This is a genomic window from Haloferax sp. S1W, from assembly GCF_044593955.1.
In the GTDB taxonomy this organism is placed as follows: domain Archaea; phylum Halobacteriota; class Halobacteria; order Halobacteriales; family Haloferacaceae; genus Haloferax.
On the sequence record NZ_CP172595.1, the window covers coordinates 1,389,179 to 1,405,582 of the forward strand.

The 16,404-nt window shown below is 64.6% G+C and carries 19 protein-coding genes; 13 read left to right on the forward strand and 6 right to left on the reverse strand.

Features of this window, described 5'->3' with window-relative positions; translation table 11 throughout:
- Positions 1 to 56 precede the first annotated feature (56 nt).
- Positions 57 to 947, forward strand: a complete 891-nt coding sequence (locus ACH9L7_RS07315) for a hypothetical protein (protein WP_396613064.1) — start codon at positions 57 to 59, stop codon at positions 945 to 947.
- Here ACH9L7_RS07315 and ACH9L7_RS07320 read toward each other — a convergent pair whose 3' ends face one another.
- On the reverse strand, positions 948 to 1,445 hold the full coding sequence (locus ACH9L7_RS07320; protein WP_396613065.1) for an NYN domain-containing protein: 498 nt from the start codon (positions 1,443 to 1,445) through the stop codon (positions 948 to 950). It abuts the gene before it with no gap.
- 99 nt (positions 1,446 to 1,544) lie between these two features.
- On the opposite strand from ACH9L7_RS07320, the gene ACH9L7_RS07325 reads away from it, so the two are divergent.
- The 12 genes from ACH9L7_RS07325 (at position 1,545) to psmA (ending at position 11,216) form a co-directional block, all read left to right on the forward strand.
- Entirely contained in the window at positions 1,545 to 1,907 is a 363-nt protein-coding gene (locus tag ACH9L7_RS07325) for a hypothetical protein (protein ID WP_396613066.1), read from the forward strand.
- A gap of 275 nt (positions 1,908 to 2,182) precedes the next feature.
- A complete protein-coding gene (gene dapA / locus ACH9L7_RS07330) occupies positions 2,183 to 3,100 on the forward strand; it encodes a 4-hydroxy-tetrahydrodipicolinate synthase (protein WP_396613067.1) in 918 nt (305 codons plus the stop codon).
- Positions 3,097 to 3,858 carry a 4-hydroxy-tetrahydrodipicolinate reductase gene (gene dapB, locus ACH9L7_RS07335; protein WP_396613068.1) on the forward strand — a complete coding sequence of 254 codons (762 nt, stop codon included), beginning with the start codon at positions 3,097 to 3,099 and terminating at the stop codon, positions 3,856 to 3,858. The genes dapA and dapB overlap by 4 nt, the downstream gene beginning before the upstream one ends.
- Positions 3,855 to 4,697 (forward strand): 2,3,4,5-tetrahydropyridine-2,6-dicarboxylate N-succinyltransferase, encoded by an 843-nt coding sequence (locus ACH9L7_RS07340; RefSeq protein ID WP_396613069.1) that lies wholly within the window; start codon positions 3,855 to 3,857, stop codon positions 4,695 to 4,697. Before dapB ends, ACH9L7_RS07340 begins: the two co-directional genes overlap by 4 nt.
- Positions 4,694 to 5,941 carry a diaminopimelate decarboxylase gene (gene lysA, locus ACH9L7_RS07345; protein WP_396613070.1) on the forward strand — a complete coding sequence of 416 codons (1,248 nt, stop codon included), beginning with the start codon at positions 4,694 to 4,696 and terminating at the stop codon, positions 5,939 to 5,941. The genes ACH9L7_RS07340 and lysA overlap by 4 nt, the downstream gene beginning before the upstream one ends.
- Before the next feature lie 16 nt (positions 5,942 to 5,957).
- Entirely contained in the window at positions 5,958 to 6,824 is an 867-nt protein-coding gene (gene dapF, locus ACH9L7_RS07350; RefSeq protein ID WP_396613071.1) for a diaminopimelate epimerase, read from the forward strand.
- Entirely contained in the window at positions 6,821 to 7,912 is a 1,092-nt protein-coding gene (locus tag ACH9L7_RS07355) for a M20 family metallopeptidase (RefSeq protein ID WP_396613072.1), read from the forward strand. Before dapF ends, ACH9L7_RS07355 begins: the two co-directional genes overlap by 4 nt.
- A gap of 50 nt (positions 7,913 to 7,962) precedes the next feature.
- Complete coding sequence (locus ACH9L7_RS07360; protein WP_396613073.1) at positions 7,963 to 8,529, forward strand: BGTF surface domain-containing protein; 567 nt, start codon at positions 7,963 to 7,965, stop codon at positions 8,527 to 8,529.
- 77 nt (positions 8,530 to 8,606) lie between these two features.
- Positions 8,607 to 9,302 carry an RNase P subunit p30 family protein gene (locus ACH9L7_RS07365; RefSeq protein ID WP_396613074.1) on the forward strand — a complete coding sequence of 232 codons (696 nt, stop codon included), beginning with the start codon at positions 8,607 to 8,609 and terminating at the stop codon, positions 9,300 to 9,302.
- The gene (locus tag ACH9L7_RS07370) at positions 9,286 to 9,909 is read left to right on the forward strand and encodes a class I SAM-dependent methyltransferase (protein ID WP_396613075.1); all 624 of its coding nucleotides are present in this window, start codon (positions 9,286 to 9,288) and stop codon (positions 9,907 to 9,909) included. Before ACH9L7_RS07365 ends, ACH9L7_RS07370 begins: the two co-directional genes overlap by 17 nt.
- A gap of 50 nt (positions 9,910 to 9,959) precedes the next feature.
- Positions 9,960 to 10,439, forward strand: coding sequence for an Rpp14/Pop5 family protein (locus ACH9L7_RS07375; RefSeq protein ID WP_396613076.1), 480 nt, complete (start codon positions 9,960 to 9,962; stop codon positions 10,437 to 10,439).
- Between the two features lie 6 nt (positions 10,440 to 10,445).
- Positions 10,446 to 11,216, forward strand: a complete 771-nt coding sequence (psmA, locus tag ACH9L7_RS07380) for an archaeal proteasome endopeptidase complex subunit alpha (protein WP_396613077.1) — start codon at positions 10,446 to 10,448, stop codon at positions 11,214 to 11,216.
- 192 nt (positions 11,217 to 11,408) lie between these two features.
- On the opposite strand, the gene ACH9L7_RS07385 is transcribed toward psmA, so the two are convergent.
- The 5 genes from ACH9L7_RS07385 to ACH9L7_RS07405 all read right to left on the reverse strand — a co-directional run bounded on the left by ACH9L7_RS07385 (position 11,409) and on the right by ACH9L7_RS07405 (position 16,401).
- Positions 11,409 to 11,762 (reverse strand): helix-turn-helix transcriptional regulator, encoded by a 354-nt coding sequence (locus ACH9L7_RS07385; RefSeq protein WP_396613078.1) that lies wholly within the window; start codon positions 11,760 to 11,762, stop codon positions 11,409 to 11,411.
- A 25-nt stretch (positions 11,763 to 11,787) separates the two neighbouring features.
- Positions 11,788 to 12,540, reverse strand: a complete 753-nt coding sequence (locus ACH9L7_RS07390; RefSeq protein ID WP_396613079.1) for an NRDE family protein — start codon at positions 12,538 to 12,540, stop codon at positions 11,788 to 11,790.
- 60 nt (positions 12,541 to 12,600) lie between these two features.
- Positions 12,601 to 15,054, reverse strand: a complete 2,454-nt coding sequence (gene folP, locus ACH9L7_RS07395) for a dihydropteroate synthase (protein WP_396613080.1) — start codon at positions 15,052 to 15,054, stop codon at positions 12,601 to 12,603.
- Between the two features lie 53 nt (positions 15,055 to 15,107).
- Complete coding sequence (locus ACH9L7_RS07400) at positions 15,108 to 15,536, reverse strand: universal stress protein (protein WP_396613081.1); 429 nt, start codon at positions 15,534 to 15,536, stop codon at positions 15,108 to 15,110.
- Between the two features lie 100 nt (positions 15,537 to 15,636).
- Positions 15,637 to 16,401: a heptaprenylglyceryl phosphate synthase gene (locus ACH9L7_RS07405; RefSeq protein ID WP_396613082.1), complete on the reverse strand. Its 765-nt coding sequence runs from the start codon at positions 16,399 to 16,401 to the stop codon at positions 15,637 to 15,639.
- Positions 16,402 to 16,404 lie beyond the last annotated feature (3 nt).

A 16,404-nucleotide genomic window follows, 5' to 3' on the forward strand; every position in this document is an offset into this window, starting at 1 on the left:
TCGCGGATACAAAAATCACGCTACTTAACATGTTTTGACTCACACACGTGAGTCGTATGGCCGCTATCAGTTCCCTCAAGACAGCTCTCCACGGGCTCAAGCGAAATCCGGTGTTGTTCCTCGGTGGACTCGCAGTCGGACTCGTCACCTTGCCCCAACTCGCGACGCAATTGGCACAGGTACCCATCCTCCCGCAGGGTATGCAGTTGGTGACGTTCTTCGTCATGCCGTTCGTCGCCGCCGGCCTCTACGGCATGGCCGACGAGGCACTCGCGGACGGGACCGGTCGAACGGAGTTCTCGACGCTGACGGGCGTTGGCCGCGAGAAGTACGTCCCACTGCTGTTGGCGAAGATTGTCGAGTTGGGTATCGTCATCCCCTTCATCATCATCTTCATCTTCATCGCCGCTGCAGGCGTGTTTACACTCGGGTTCGGCGCTGTCGCCACTGGCAGTGACCTTGCCCTCGGGGGCGGCGTCCTCGCCATTTTCCTCGGCGTTGCGGTCGTTACGTTGCTGTTCATCCTCGTCATGTTCTTCATCCAGTTCTTCCCGGTTGCCATCGTCGTCAACGACGCCGGTGCAATCGCGTCGTTCAAACAGAGCTATCGGCTCGTCCGGTCGAACATCGTGCCCACGCTCGGCTACTCGGTCATTCGACTCGTCACCAGCCTTCTCGTGTCGCTCCCAGTTTCCGGGTACATCCTCTTCCGCAGCTTCCAGAATATCCAGCGCCTCCAGGAGACCGGCGGAACACCAGGTGCGATGCAGGCGGGGGCTAGCTTCTCAATTCCGGAAATCGCCACAATCTCGGTTATCTCGGTTGCGACACAGATGCTCCTCACGACGTTCCTGTTTACCTACGCTGTCGCCTTCTTCGAAGCGCACCACTCCGGCACCACAGGTCCTGACATCGACGGCGACTCGGTGATACCCGAGTTCCAATAATTAGAGCAAGAACGTCTCTTTTCGCTCGGAGAGGTCGATAAACGCGTCCGCGGCCTCGACGAGTTCTTCGGCAGTCGACTCCTTGAACGACATCACTTCGACGCGAACGCCCTCGTGGCGGAGGTGCGAACAGAGACGTTCGAAGTCGCCGTCGCCGGAACAGAGGACGACCGTATCGACGTGGTTCGCAAGACTCACCGCGTCGAGTGCAATGCCGAGGTCCCAGTCGGCCTTCTTCGACCCGTCGCCGAACGTCTTGATGTCCTTAATCTTCGTCTCGAAACCGATATCGACGAGTGCATCGAAAAACCGCTCTTCGTCCGGCGAGTCGGCGCGAATGACGTACGCGATGGCGCGAGTGAGCGCCCGGTCCGCGGTGCCCTTCTGCAGAAGCGACGAGTAATCGATATTACGAGAGTAGAGACTCTGCGCAGTATGGTAGAGGTTCTGCGCGTCGGCGAGGATGGCGACGCGCTGGTTGGGATGAATCTCTGTCATTGTCCCTCGGTTGCACGCCGCCGCTTAATAACCGTGGGGGAGCAGGCGGTTCTCGGAGCGCACGGCACAACTACGTCTCCGCGCTGTCTTTGCAGATGCATGAGCCAGCACCTCTCTCTCGACGGCCGCACCTTCGTCGGCGTCGAGAACGAAGGCGGCGAAGTCAGTGGTGACACCACATTCCAGTTCGAACAGGACGGCGACGTCGTCACCGCGCACTACGCCGGTGGGACCATTCTTGAAGGATTCCTGACCGGGACGTTCGACGGGCACGAACTGGACATCCGATACGTCCAACTCGGCGACGACTACGAGACTGCGACGGGTCACTCGGTCGGTGAGGTCAAACTGCTCGACGACGGCCGTGTCCGAATCGAAGACGAGTGGGAGTGGGAGTCGAAGCCCGGCGGCGGCAGGTCGGTTCTCGAAGAGGTTGCCCAGAACAGCGCGGACGACTCGTAGTTACCCGTGCCGCTGTCGGTGGCAGGTCCTGCATGCTGCACAAGCTATATTATGCCTCCAGCACCTTCCTCCAGTGTGAACAGCGCGACGCAGTACTTGGCGACCACCACACGGTCGACAGCGTCGCGTGCCGCTTTCTTTTCGAAAAAACGCGTCTTTTGAATCGCTCGTTGCGGGAGTAGCGACCCCGTCTCGGGCGGCCTTCGACTGACGCACTGTTGGTCACACGACCAGTACCACAGCACCACACACAACGCTACACCAACCCACGACTCATGACAACACTCGACTTACGCGGCGTCTATCCCGCGATGACAACCCCGTTCCACGAGGACGGGAGTATCGACTTCGACCAACTCCAATCCGACGTTCGACGGCTCGAAGCCGCTGGCGTCGATGGGCTCGTTCCCGTCGGCTCGACGGGCGAATCGGCGACCCTGACTCACGACGAACACATCGAAGTCGTCGAAGCAGTCGTCGAGGCCGTCGAGGACGTGCCGGTCATCGCCGGGTCCGGGTCGAACTCGACTCACGAAGCTCTCGAACTTTCGCAACGCTCCGCGGACGCCGGTGCCGACGCACTCCTTCTCATCTCGCCGTACTACAACAAGCCCGAACAGGCGGGTCTCGTCGAACACTACCAGACCATCGCCGACGGGGTCGACATCCCGCAAATCGTCTACAACGTCCCCGGCCGCACCGGGAGCAACATCCTGCCCGAGACGGCCGCGACGCTCGCCGAACACCCGAACATCGTCGGATACAAGGCCGCCAGCGGCGACCTCGGCCAGATTTCGCAGGTCGTCGAGTACACCCGCGACGAGGACTTCGCGGTCCTCTCGGGCGACGATGGACTCACCCTGCCGGTCCTCTCCGTAGGTGGCGTCGGCACCATCTCCGTCGTCGCAAACATCGAACCTGCGCGCACGGGGGCGTTGGTTCACTCGGCGCTGCAAGGTGACTACGAACGCGCCCGCGACCTGCACCACGAACTCGGGCCGCTGTGCCGCCACCTCTTCGTCGAGACGAACCCCATCCCGGTCAAGGAAGCCATGGAGATTCGGGGCTACGGCCCGGCGCGCCTCCGCTCGCCACTGACCCGTCTCACCGAAGAGAACGCCGACGAGATGCGGCGCATTCTCGGCGAACTGGCCAGCGAAGAAGCACTCGCAGACGGAGGGAACACGGCGTGACGGTCCGAGTCGCAGTCACCGGAGCAACCGGCCGAATGGGCGGCGAAGTCCTCGCGGCCGCCGCCGACCGCGACGACGTGGAAGTCGCTCTCGCGGTCAGTCGCTCGTCCGGAGCGACGGTCGAAGGCGTCACAGTCGACGCCGCCGCCGACCTTCCCGAACTGCTCGCGGACCGCGGCCCGGATGTCCTCGTGGACTTCACGGGACCGGAATCCTGCGTCGAGTACGCGGCCGCCTGCGCCGAAGCGGGCGTCGCCGTCGTCTCCGGCACGACCGGCCTCGGCGACGACGGATTCGACGCCCTCCGCGAGGTTGCGGCGGATGTGCCCGTCCTCTACGCCTCGAACTTCTCGCGCGGCATCGCGGCGCTTCGCCGTGCCGTCCGCGAGGCCGTTCCCGCACTGGAAGGCTACGACATCGAACTCACGGAGACGCACCACAACGCCAAGCGCGACGCCCCGAGCGGGACGGCGCTGACCCTCTTAGACGATATTGACGACGTACGCGGCGCGGCCGAGCGCGTCCACGGACGCGAGGGCGAGGCACCCCGAACCGAGGGCGAGGTTGGAGTCCACGCTCGAAGAGCGGGGGATATTGCCGGTGAGCACGAGGTATTACTGGCTGGCAATCACGAGTCACTATCACTAACGCACCGCGCGGGGTCGCGGGGTGTCTTCGCCGCCGGCGCACTGGACGCCGCGGCGTGGCTCTCTGACCGCGACGCCGGGTGGTACGACTTCACCGAGGTACTCGAATGAGTCTGGAATCCGACGTACGAGAACTGTGGCAGCGATACGACGACGGCGGCCTCGACGCCGAGTCGGCGACCGTCGACGAACTCGACACACTCGATGCGTTCCTCGACGCCCTCGAAGCGGGCGAGGTTCGCGCGGCCGAGAAGACGGGGGCCGACGTGACCTCGTGGGAGGCCAACGAGTGGGTCAAGCGCGGCATCCTCCTCAACTTCGGCCTGCGCGAGACCCTCACCCGCGAGTACGGCGACGTTCGCTACCACGACGTGCTTCCCCTCCGCGACACCGACGACCTCGGCGACCGCGGCACCCGAAACACGCCCGACGGCACTGTCATCCGCCGCGGGGCGCACCTCGGCTCCGACTGCATCATGATGAGCCCCTCGTTCGTCAACATCGGCGCGTACGTGGACGACGGCACACTCGTCGACTCCTGTGACACCGTCGGCTCCTGTGCCCAAATCGGCGCGAACGTCAAGCTCGGCGCAAACACGCTCATCGGTGGCGTCCTCGAACCCGTCGAAGACGCCCCAGTCGTCGTCGAAGACGGTGCCGCACTCGGTGCTGGCTGTCGCGTCACCTCGGGCTTCGTCGTCGGCGAGAACTCTATCGTCGGCGAGAACACGCTGCTTACGCCGCGCATCCCCGTCTACGACCTCGTAGACGAGGAGATTTACTACGGTCACCTGCCCGCGAACCGCCGGGCCTTCACCCGCTTCGTGGAATCCTCGCTCGGCGACCACGACCTGTTCGCCGGTGGCGCGTACAAGCCCGCCGTCGTCGCTCTCGACATCGAAGACGACACCCTCGACGCAACCCGTCGGGAGGAGGCACTCCGCGAATGAGCGATGGAGGTCCGGCCGTCCGGCGACTGTCGGACTGGGACCGCGAGCAACTCCTATCGCTCGCCGACGAGTTCGGCTCGCCGCTGTACGTGACCGACCTCCAGCGCGTCCGCGAGAACTGTTTCCGTCTCCAATCGGCGTTCCCCGACGCCCACATTAGCTACGCCGTCAAGGCGCACACCGGCCGGGCCGTCCTCGAAGCCGTCCGTGAGACTGGTATCGACGCTGAATGCGCCGCCGCAGGCGAGGTCGAACGCGCCCTCGGTGCTGGATTCCCCGGTGAACAGGTTCGCTACACCGCGGTCAACCCGCCGGCGGCCGACCTCGACCACGTGGTCGCACGGTGGGAAGAAAATCCCGAGATGACCGTCACGGTCGGCGCGGCGGACACCATCGACCGTCTCCGTGAGCGCGGATTCGACGGGCGTCTCTGCCTTCGTGCGAACCCCGGCGTCGGCGCAGGGCACCACGAGAAGGTCACGACCGGCGGCCACGCGAAGTTCGGGATTCCCATCGACCGCGTGCCGGACATCGCCGCGGACGTTCGCGACGAGTTCGACCTCGTCGGCGTCCACGCCCACGCGGGCAGCGGAATCTCGGGCGACGACCTCTCGGCGCACCGCGAACTGGTACGCCGCATGGGCGACCTCGCCCGCGAAGTCGGCGACCTCGAATTCGTGGACGTCGGCGGCGGATTCGGTGTCCCCTACCGCGACGACGAACCGCCGCTCGACCTCGACGCCGTCGCCGACGCGACCCGTGAGGCACTCGGCGAGACCGACGCCCGACTCGCCATCGAACCCGGCCGGTACGTGGTCGCCGACGCGGGCGTCCTCCTCTCGGAAGTAAACACCGTAAAGGAGACGCCCGAAACGACCGTCGTCGGCATCGACGCTGGTATGACGACTTTGCTCCGACCGGCGATGTACGACGCGTACCACGCGATTTTGAACCTCTCTCACCCCGACGCCGAGACGGTTTCGACCATCGTCGCTGGACCCGTCTGCGAGACGAGCGACGTGTTCGCAGACGGTCGCCCGCTCGCCCGCCCTGAGCGCGGCACCATCCTTGCCATCGGAAACGCCGGCGCGTACGGCTACGAGATGGCGAGTACCTACAACTCCCGCCCCCGTCCCCCGGAAGTCGTCCTCGACGGCGGCGACGCCCGCGTCGCCCGCCGCCGCGAAACGCTCGACGACCTAACCCTCCTCGAACGCACCGCCGCAGAGAACATCCCCAACTGACCAAGCACACACAACCATGAGCGCACTCAACACTGTCCCATTCGAAAAGTTCCACGGCACCGGAAACGACTTCTTCGTCGTAGACGCAGAAGACCCGGTTCCAGACCGACCAGAATTCGCACGAACGCACTGCGACCGAGACGCAGGAATCTCGCTCAGCGAGAGCGACCGACGCGGCGCAGACGGCGTCCTCTTTCTCGCCCTCGAAGACCGCTACGACCCGCCGCGGGTCGTGATGACTCTCGTCCAACCCGACGGTTCCGTCGCCGCGATGTGCGGCAACGGCGCTCGCGTCGCCGCCGCATGGGCCGCCGAGCGCGCGGATACGTCTGAAGTCATGATAGACACGCCCGCCGGAACCCGGCGTGCGACCATCGAAGACGACTACGTCTCCGTCGAGATGGGTGTTCCGTCGTTTGCCCCGCGAGATGTCCCGCTCGACAGCGGCGACGAACTCGTCGAGGCGGCGGTCGGCGACCTGACTGTCACCGCAGTCAACACCGGCGTCCCCCACGCTGTCGCGTTCGTCGACGACGTAGACGAAGTCGACCTCGAAGCGGTCGCCCCGTCGATTCGGCACGCACCGCTGTTCCCCGAGGGTGCCAACGTCACCATCGCGTCTCCGGACGGCGAGGGTGGCTTCCACCAGCGGACGTTCGAACGCGGCGTCGAAGGTGAAACGCGGTCCTGCGGGACCGGCGCTGTCGCCGTCGTCGCAGTCGCAAAGCGCCTCGGACTCGTCGAAGACGACGACCCGGTGACGGTGTCGCCGCCGGGTGGCGAACTCACCGTCACCGTCCCCGACGACGGAACGGCACTCCTCGGCGGCCCGGCCGTCCACGAGGGCGACGGCGAAGCAGACGTAGTCTTCCGCCAGCGATGAGCGCCGAGGGGTTCGACCCCGTCGAATTCCTCGAACAGGCCGTCCCCGTCGCCTCGAACGACGGCGTCGAGGAGATGCGCGACCTGTTAGTGGAAACGCTCGAAGACCACGGCGTCGAAGCGACCGTCGACGACGCCGGGAACACCCTCGCATCGAAGGGCGCATCCGACCCGAAGCGCCATCTCGTTCTCAATACGCACATCGACACCGTCTCGCCGCACGTCCCCTACGAGCGCGAGTCGGGCGTCATCCACGGCCGAGGGTCGTGCGACGCAAAGGGACCGCTTGCGGCCCTGCTCGCAGCGTTCTTCGCCGCCGACCCCGGTCGGTCAACTCGCATCACACTCGCGGTGACACCCGACGAAGAAGTTCTCTCGACCGGCGCTGCCGCCCTCGACCTCGACGGCGACCTGTACATCGTCGGTGAACCGACGAACCTCGACGTCTGTACGGCCGCCAAAGGGCGCTTCGAGGGGACAGTCACGCTCCGGGGCGTCGCCGCCCACGCGGCAGAACCCGACTCCGGCGTCAACGCCATCGACGCACTCGCGCCCGTTCTCGACGCGATTCGGTCGTTCGATGACGGACGGGACGAACACCCTGACCTCGGCGGTGCAACGTTGACGCCGACGATGGTCGACGGCGGGGCGAACACCAATCAGGTTCCCGCCGAGTGCCGACTGGTCGTCGACCGGCGGAGCGTTCCCCCGGAGACTGCGGGCGGCTTTCGCTCGGCACTCGAATCGGCGCTCGAAGCTTCCGTCCCCGAGGATGTCGAAGTCGACTTCGAACTCACTGAACGACCGACACCGTTCCTCGAAGCGTTTGCGACCGACCCCGACCACGAACTCGTCACGACGGTCGCAGACGCGTCTCGGAATGCGGGCGGCCACGGCGAAATTCGGCCGTTTACCGCGGCGACCGAGGCATCGTACTTCTCACCGGCCCCGGTCGTCGTCTTCGGTCCCGGCGTGCTCGCAGACGAGGACGGTGCGGTTGCGCACGCGGAACGTGAGTACGTCGAAACCGCCGCCGTTCGAAAGGCGGCGACGGCGCTCACCGACGCCGTCACGACCCTCGCCCATTAAGTGTCGAACAATCAAAACGTACTTGTTTGTTGGCGGATATAATTTGTCCGATGCACCCGTTACGACAGGTTACTGTCGTCTTTGTCCTCCTCCTTCTCGTGACCGCCGGGGTCGCAATAGCGACAAACGAAACCGTCATCGAGCACACCGGTGAGACACTCGTTCTCAACGCGACGACGGACCAGCATATCCGGGGAACGACGCCGTTCGAGAAAGGAACGGTCGTCGGCGTTCGCGTCAAATCCATCGGTGAGACGCATCCGTTTCTCGTCTCGAAGACCGTCAGAGTCGGCGAGAACGGGAGTTTTCACGTCTCGTTCGACCTCGACGAGTTAGCCCCACTCCGTGGTGGCCCCATCGAGGTATCCATCCGGCACAACAGCACCCGAGTCCACGCAAAAGAGGGAGTACTTGTCACTCACAACATGCCGAACGGTTCGACGCTGACCCCGCCGACCACTACCGCGATAGACCCCTCGACGCAACCGCCGACCGAGACGCCGACGACCACCATGTCAACCCCGCCGACGGGACTGGACATCCCCGGGTTTGGAGTCCTCTCCGCGCTCGGGGCCGTCTTTGTACTGGGTCTGTCCCGACACCTGACACATCGCTGACGTACTTCTTCGCAGGCGCACCACTGCGCGGGGACAGGAACGCAACGCCCTTTTTCTCCCCCCTCGTTCGGTGGCGTATGTACGAGGCGGTCTACGCCCACCCGGACGGCGAGAGTACGGCCAGTCGCTTCGCGAGCGCCGCCCGCCGCTACGGATACGATGGAATCGTCGTCCGCGGTGTGGACGCCGACCCCGACTACGACCGCCTCCGAGAGGCACTCGACGTGGACCTCGTCGAGGCCGTCGAAATCGCCGCCCCCGACCCCGAGCACGCGAGCGGCGCGGTCGGAAACTACCGCCCACAGCGAGAACTGGTCCTCGTCCGCGGCGGGACGAACGCGCTCAATCGGTTCGCGGTCGAACAACCCCGCGTAGACGTGCTCACACAACCAATGGCCGACGACGGCGACTTCAACCACGTCCTCGCGAAGGCCGCCCGCGACAACGGCGTCCGCGTCGAGTTCGACCTCTCACCGGTCCTTCGAGCCAACGGGGGGACGCGCGTCCGCGCCCTCTCGAACCTTCGAAAGCTTCGGGAACTCGTCGAATACTACGACGCGCCGTATGTGGTCACCGCGAGGCCGCATTCGCACCTCGAACTCCGGGCTCCGCGCGAGTTGGCTGGCATCGGGTCGGTTATCGGCTTCGACCGCGAGCAGATTCTCGATGGCCTCCGCGAGTGGGGTCGACTCGTCGAGCGAAATCGCGAACTGATGTCCGAGTCGTTCATAGCCCCGGGCGTCGAACGAGGCCGATATGAAGAAGACGATTGAGGAACACGCCGACCGATTCTCCGACATCGCTGCCGACTACGACGACTCCCAAGACAGCGAAGAGTACCGCGCGTGCGTCTCGCTCGTCGTCCACTATGCGGCCCCCTCCGACGACGACGTCGTTCTCGACCTCGGCACCGGCACGGGCGCTATCGCCCTCGCACTCGCCCCGGACGCAAAGCACGTCATCGGCCGCGACATCAGCGACGGGATGATGGGCGAGGCCCGCCGTAAGGCCGAAGAAGTCGGCATCGAGAACGTCGAATTCGGTGAGGGCCGATTCCGCGCCCCGAACGTGGAAGATGAGGAGATAGACATCGTCGTCTCCAACTTTGCTATGCACCACCTCTCGGACGGGGAAAAACGCGAGGCCATCGAAGTCATCGCCGACCTCGAACCGCAGCGATTCGTCCTCGGCGACGTGATGTTCTTCGGCGAACCGAACCCCGACGAACCGTTCTACTCGCCCGAAGTCGACGACCCCTCGACCGTGGGCTCTCTCGCCGATGCACTCACCGACGCCGGGTACGTCCTCACCGCCGTCGAGGCCGTCCACGAACAGGTTGGTGTGCTGGTCGCCGAGCGCGCCCCCGGAACCGACGAATAACGACGGACACACTGCACACACGCAACGATGCACACGCTCGAACACACCCAATGAAGCACCTTCCCAAACACCTCCGGCCGCGGTGGCGGTACCTCGCCGTCGAAATTGAGACGTGGCCCGACGCCTCGCTCTCTCGCGGCCCCTTCCAGCGGGAACTGTGGTATGCCGCCCAGAACCTCTTCGGTGACGCCGGGAGCGCCGACGCCGACCTGACAGTTCTCGGGTTCAATTACGGCGACTGCATCGCCGAGACAATCGTTCGCGCCCGTCGTGGCTACGTCGAAGAGGCGCGGGCCGCACTCGCCTGCATCGACGACATCGGCGGCGACCCGGTGGGCGTCAGAGTGCGAGGCGTCTCCGGCACGGTGCGTGCCTGTTCGGAAAGGTATTTACACGGCCGGGCCGGACTTTCTGAGCAGAGAGACGTCGTGTTCGAGAACGAATCCCGGACTGCAACCGTCCGCGACTCACTCTTGGACGTAAGCGGCCCGGACGGGTTCACGGGCGCGACGCAACTCGATCTCGAGTGATATTCCATGCAGGGACAAGCGCAACAACAGGCGTACGACCGCGGGATTACTATCTTCTCGCCGGACGGTCGACTCTATCAGGTCGAGTACGCTCGCGAGGCCGTGAAACGCGGCACCGCGAGTGTCGGCGTGCGAACGCCCGAGGGTGTCGTCCTCGCGGCAGACAAGCGTTCTCGCTCGCCGCTGATGGAGCCGACGAGTGTCGAAAAGATTCACAAAGCAGACGACCACATCGGTATCGCGAGCGCCGGCCACGTCGCTGACGCCCGCCAACTTATCGACTTCGCTCGTCGCCAGTCGCAGGTCAACCGCCTGCGCTACGGCGAGCCGATTGGCATCGAGACGCTGACCAAGGAAGTCACCGACCACATCCAGCAGTACACGCAGGTCGGCGGCGCACGCCCGTTCGGTGTTGCCCTCCTCATCGGCGGACTCGAAAACGGCACGCCGCGTCTCTACGAGACGGACCCCTCGGGGACGCCCTACGAGTGGAAGGCCGTCTCTATCGGTGCCGAACGCGGTGACCTCCAAGCGTACCTCGAAGAGAACTACTCCGACGAACTGACCCTCGACGAGGGTGTCGCGCTGGCGCTGGAGGCCGTTTCCTCCACCAGCGAAGAGGGCATCCGCCCCGACGGCATCGACGTGGCCACCATCTCGGCCGAAACCGAGCGCTTCGTCGAACTCTCGAACGACGACATCGAAGAACACCTCGTCGCCAACGACCTGCTGGCGACCGAGGAAGACGACGACGACGACGAACCGGCCGAAGAATAAACCGCATCCCGCGGTTCGTTCTTTCTTCTGTACCCGACCGACCAGTCCCGACGCTTCTCGACGGGGTGCCCTTACAGTCCCGACCGTCTCGATGGGGAGTGGAGAGTCGACACAGACCCGACGCTCAGACGGGGGCGGTGTCGAGTCGCAAATCGTAGAAAGCAGTCGCGTCGCGCTCTCAGACGTGAGGCGTCAGTACTCTTCGTACGCGAGGTTCATCAACCACTGCGAGAAGGCGTTGCTGTTGGCGTTGATTTCCTCTTCGCCGATAAACGGCGAGAGCATGTCTCCGGCCATCAGCATCGAGAAATCGAGGTCGCGGGCGGCGGGTTCGAGATAGTAGGTGTTGTGTCCGCTGTAGACCGTCGAGGTTCGCTTGATGAGGTCGAGCGACTCCAGAACCTCGGCGATTCGGCTTCCCTTGCGGGAGGAGATATCGAGTTCTTTCCAGAAGTCGCTCTGGTGGATGCCTCCCGACTCGCGGATGAGTTCCAGTCCCGCGCGCTCGTCAGAAGAGAGGTCGGCTTCGGCTTCGCTCGCGCTCATACAATCTACACGTGGGGCGAGTGGTTTAACGGTGACGTTCGACCGGTTCGAACGCAGTCTCACACGGCGGCCCGTCGGCGAATTCGTACGACTGCTCCGCCTCGCCGAGCGTGATGAGCGACGACGAGCGCGTGCCGAATCGCTCCTCCGGGTCGTGGACACAGACGCCGTAGTCGTGGTCGCCGAGAACCGACCGTGCTCGCTCGCGCCACGCTGGCACCTCCTCGCCCGGTTCCGGTTGTAGCGTCTCCCAGACGCGCCGGGCGTTGTCGGCCTGTTGCTCGCCAACCTCGGGTCGCTCTTCCGGCACGAACCACGAATCCGGCGTGCCGACGTTCACGACGACGTGGGCACCGGGGTCGAGGTTCCGAACCGACACGCTGCCGTCCCACTCGAAGAGGAAGGCGGCGTTCTCGTCGGCGACGACGAGGTTGAATCCGTCGTAGGTGTGGTCGTCGATGGAGTGTTCGACGAACCGGGCGGCGTCCTCGGCCGTCTCGTGGCGCAGCGCGTCGCGGACGAGATGGCCGCGAGAGCGCTCGCCGCCACCCTCCACGTCGACCCAGCGGTTGGTGATGCCGACAAAGACGCCTTCGTCGTTGTAGCCGACCCACGTGCCGCCCGCTTCGGCGTCTCGGGGGGCGACTATCGCAGGGCCGTCACCGTCTGTCCAGCGCTGCGGCGGTTCGGCGGGCCTGTCGAGGAGTTCGTCGCGGTTGGCGGCGACGACGACCGGCGTGCCTTCGAACACCTGCCACGCGAGGATGAGTGTACACACGGGAGTGGGTTGGGTTCGACGGAGCAAAAACCTCGGGACGGATGCGAGTCAGTTCGCAGACTACTCGTCTTCGAACTGACTCACGTCCCGCGACGCGAGCGCGACGTTCACGGCCGCAACGTTCTCCGGAACGTCGTGAACGCGGACGATGTCTGCGCCACGCTCGGCGGCGATGGCCGTCCCCGCGATGGTCGCCGCGAGGTTGTCACCGGTCTCTTCGCCGACGAGTGCGAACATCGACTTGTGGGAGTGGCCGACGAGAATCGGACACCGAAGGGCGCGGAACTCGTCGATGCGACCGAGAAGTTCGAAACTCTCCGCCGCCGACTTGCCGAATCCGAGGCCGGGGTCGACGATGATGTTTCGGCGCGGAATCCCCGCCTTCTCGGCGAGCAGGATTCGCTCGGTGAGTTCGTCGATAACGTCTTCGACCACGTCGTCGTAGTCGACATCTTTGTCCGGAACCACCGGGGCGTCGATGCTGTGCATGACGATGACCGGGACGTCGCGTTCGGCCGCGAGGAATCGCATCTCGGGGTCTTCGAGACCGGTCACGTCGTTGAGGATGTCCGCACCGGCATCGAGGGCCGCCTCGGCGACGGCCGCCTTTCGCGTATCCACGGAGACGAGCGTATCGAGGTCCGAGATGGCCTCGATGACGGGGGTCACGCGCCGGATTTCTTCGTCCACCGGCACTTCGTCGGCACCGGGCCGAGTGCTCTCGCCGCCAACGTCGATGATATCGACGCCCGCGTCGACCATCGCCTGCGCCTGTTCGACGGCGTCGTCGATGTCGTAAAAGTCGCCGCCGTCGTGGAAACTGTCCGGCGTGACGTTCAGGATACCCATGACGGAGGTGCCGTCTTCCCACGGGTAGCCGTGGTCGTCCGACGAAACGCGAATGCCGAGTTGCGTCCGAATCTCCGCGGCCAACTCGGGAAGCGCGTACTGCTGGTCGTGCAGTTTCTCGGTCACGCGGAGGAACTGACTCATCGTCCCCATCAGGACGATATCTATGAGTTCGCCGCCCGAGTCGTGGCCGGAGGTGGCACACTCGGCGCCCTCGGCGAGGAAGCCTTCTTTGAGGTACTGGGCCTGTCGGCGCTGGACGCGGGTGTGGACGACGCGATGGACGCCCTTGCCGCGCATGTGTTTGATGCCGCCCGAGGTGACATTCGCGCGTTCGAGCGTCTCGCGGGAGTCGTCGAGGGTTCGGTGTCGCTTCGGAATTATCGCACGCGTCCACGTCGTCCGCGCCTCGGCAACGCAGTACAACGACCCGACCACGAGCACGAGGTCGTCGTCACCGGCCCGTTCGCGGGCCGTGCTGAGTGCCGAGGCGACAGCACCGCTGGTCGATACCGATTCGACGCCGGCGGATTCGAAGACCGACGCGAGGATGTCCGCGTCTTCGGCGCGTGAGATATCAGCCTCGCAGGTGACGACTGATGCGATATCGGGGAGTTCAGAAATCATCCCGCGGTGGTCCTTGTCGTGCATCGCACCGTAGACAAGGTGCAACTCGTCGTAGTCGAACTCGTCGATGACAGTTGCCAGTTCAGCGCACGCGGCCGGGTTGTGCGCGCCATCGAGAACGACGAGTGGGTCGGTTCCCATCACTTCGAATCGGCCGGGCCAGTGGGCGTTTCGCAGGCCGCGGCGAATCGCCTCGTCTGTGATATCGGGCGCGACCTGCCGGGCCAACGTGACGGCGATACCGGCGTTCTGCGCCTGATACGAGCCTAACAGTGGGACTCGAACGTCCAGACTGTCGTCGTCGGTCTCGATAGCGACCGCCGCCTCCTGATGGTTGACTCGGCCACCGTACTCGACGCGAACGTCGCTTTCGTCGTCTGCATCCGGGGGATGAACCGTCACTACGTCACCGACTTCATCGCGGATAACGTCCAGTGCGTCGCCCGTTGCGCCGGTTACGAGGGGCGCGTCCGCCGGGGCAACCGCGGCCTTCGTCTTCGCAATCTCCTCGATGGTGTCGCCAAGGATGGCGGTGTGTTCGAGAGAGACGTTCGTGACCGTGCTGGCGATTGGGTCGACGACGCTCGTCGCGTCGAGTTTGCCACCGATGCCGACTTCGAGGACTGCCACGTCCACGTCGGCGCGGGCGAAGTACCAGATTCCGAGCGCGGTCATCGTCTCGAAGAACGTGAGAGGTGTCCCGTCTGCGGCCTGTTCGACGAGATACGGCTTTGCTTCCTCCACAAAGTCCGAAAGCGCCGACTTCGGAATCTTCCGCCCATCGACGCGGACGCGTTCGCGCACGTCGTCGAAGTGCGGCGACGTGTACAGTCCGACGCTTCGCCCGCTCTCGCGGAGCGTCGATTCGAGCATCCGGGCGGTGCTTCCCTTTCCGTTCGACCCCGCAATCTGCACGAACGAGACACTCTCGTGGGGGTCGCCGAGGTGAGAGAGTAACCGCTGTATCGACTCGGTCCCCGGCTTGATTTGGAAGCGCCGGAGGTCGAAAAGGAAGTTCACCGCCTCGTGGTACTCCATACGCGAAACACCCGTAGGGTGGGCTTAGGCCTAACGCTCCATGCCGGTCGGCGTCACTCGTCGATGTGGACGACGAGGACCGGGCGGTGGGCGTTCTCGACGACGCGTTCGGTGACGCTCCCCAGCGCGGTGAGTTTGTCCCGGCCGGTCCGTCCGTGGGTCCCCATCACGACGACGTCGATGTCGTGTTCGTCAGCGTATTCGAGGATAACGCGGTGTGGAACGCCCTCGCGGACGGCCGTCGTCGTCTCACACTTCTCTTCACACGCTTCGGCGCAGTCTTCGACCGCTTCGATGGCGTCGTCTCGAAGCGACTGGATGACCGCGTCCTGCTGGTCGCCGCCCGCGGCGAGGTAGACGCGCTGGTCGACGACCGACAGCACGTGCATCGTCGAGTCGGGAGTGGCGAGTTCGAGCGCGTGGTTGACCGCCTTCTCCGTCCCCGGACTCCCGTCGGTCGGGACCAAGATATCTTCGTACATACACCGGAATTCTACTCGGCGACACTTGAAGTGTCCCGTTGATTTTCACCGACGGGGAGATGTTCGGATGGTGGTGCGTCGGTCGAGATTCGACGGCTGCTCACGGTATTGTCTGCAGGTATCGCTCCGCGTCGTCGTGGAAGCAGTCGCCCACGACGACGGCGTCGGCACCGGCGTCGAGAATCTCGTGGGTCTGCTGGCGACTTTTGATTCCACCGCCGTAGATGAGCATCGTCTCGTCGAGGTACGGGGCCGCGGCGGCAACGTCCTCGGGACCCCCGTAGGTACCTGAATACTCGATGTAGAACGCCGGGAACTGATAGAACGACTCGGTTGCTAACGCGGCCCCTGCGACTTGCTCGGGTGTGTACGGCGTCTCGACGTTCGTCTCCGCCGCCGCCTTCGAGTCGGGATTCTGGATGACGTACCCCTCTCCAACGATTTTCTCGGAGAGTTCGGCGACGACTTCCCGTCCCTTCGAGGCGATGAGGTCGCCGACGAACGGCAGACCCGCGCCGACGACCTCCTCCGGCTTACTCCCGATTTCGGTGAAGAAATCGACGTGCTTCTCGACGAAATTGTCCTTGTCGCCGTTGTAGACTGCCGGAACCAAGAGGCGGTCGACAGCATCGACCGTCTCCCTCGAAACGTGGCCGGGGCTATTGGGTTCCTGAAAGACCGGGAGGTCCGAAAACGCCGTTCGAATTCGAGTGATTGCATCGAGGGTGTTCTCCTCGGTGACGCCATCTGAGCCACCGACGATGACCGCGTCAGTGTTGCCGAGTACGTCGAGCGATTCGGGTAGCTCCTTCGCCGGGTCGACTTTCGTGATGTGGGTGATATCCCGCTGGTCGAGCGACACCATGTC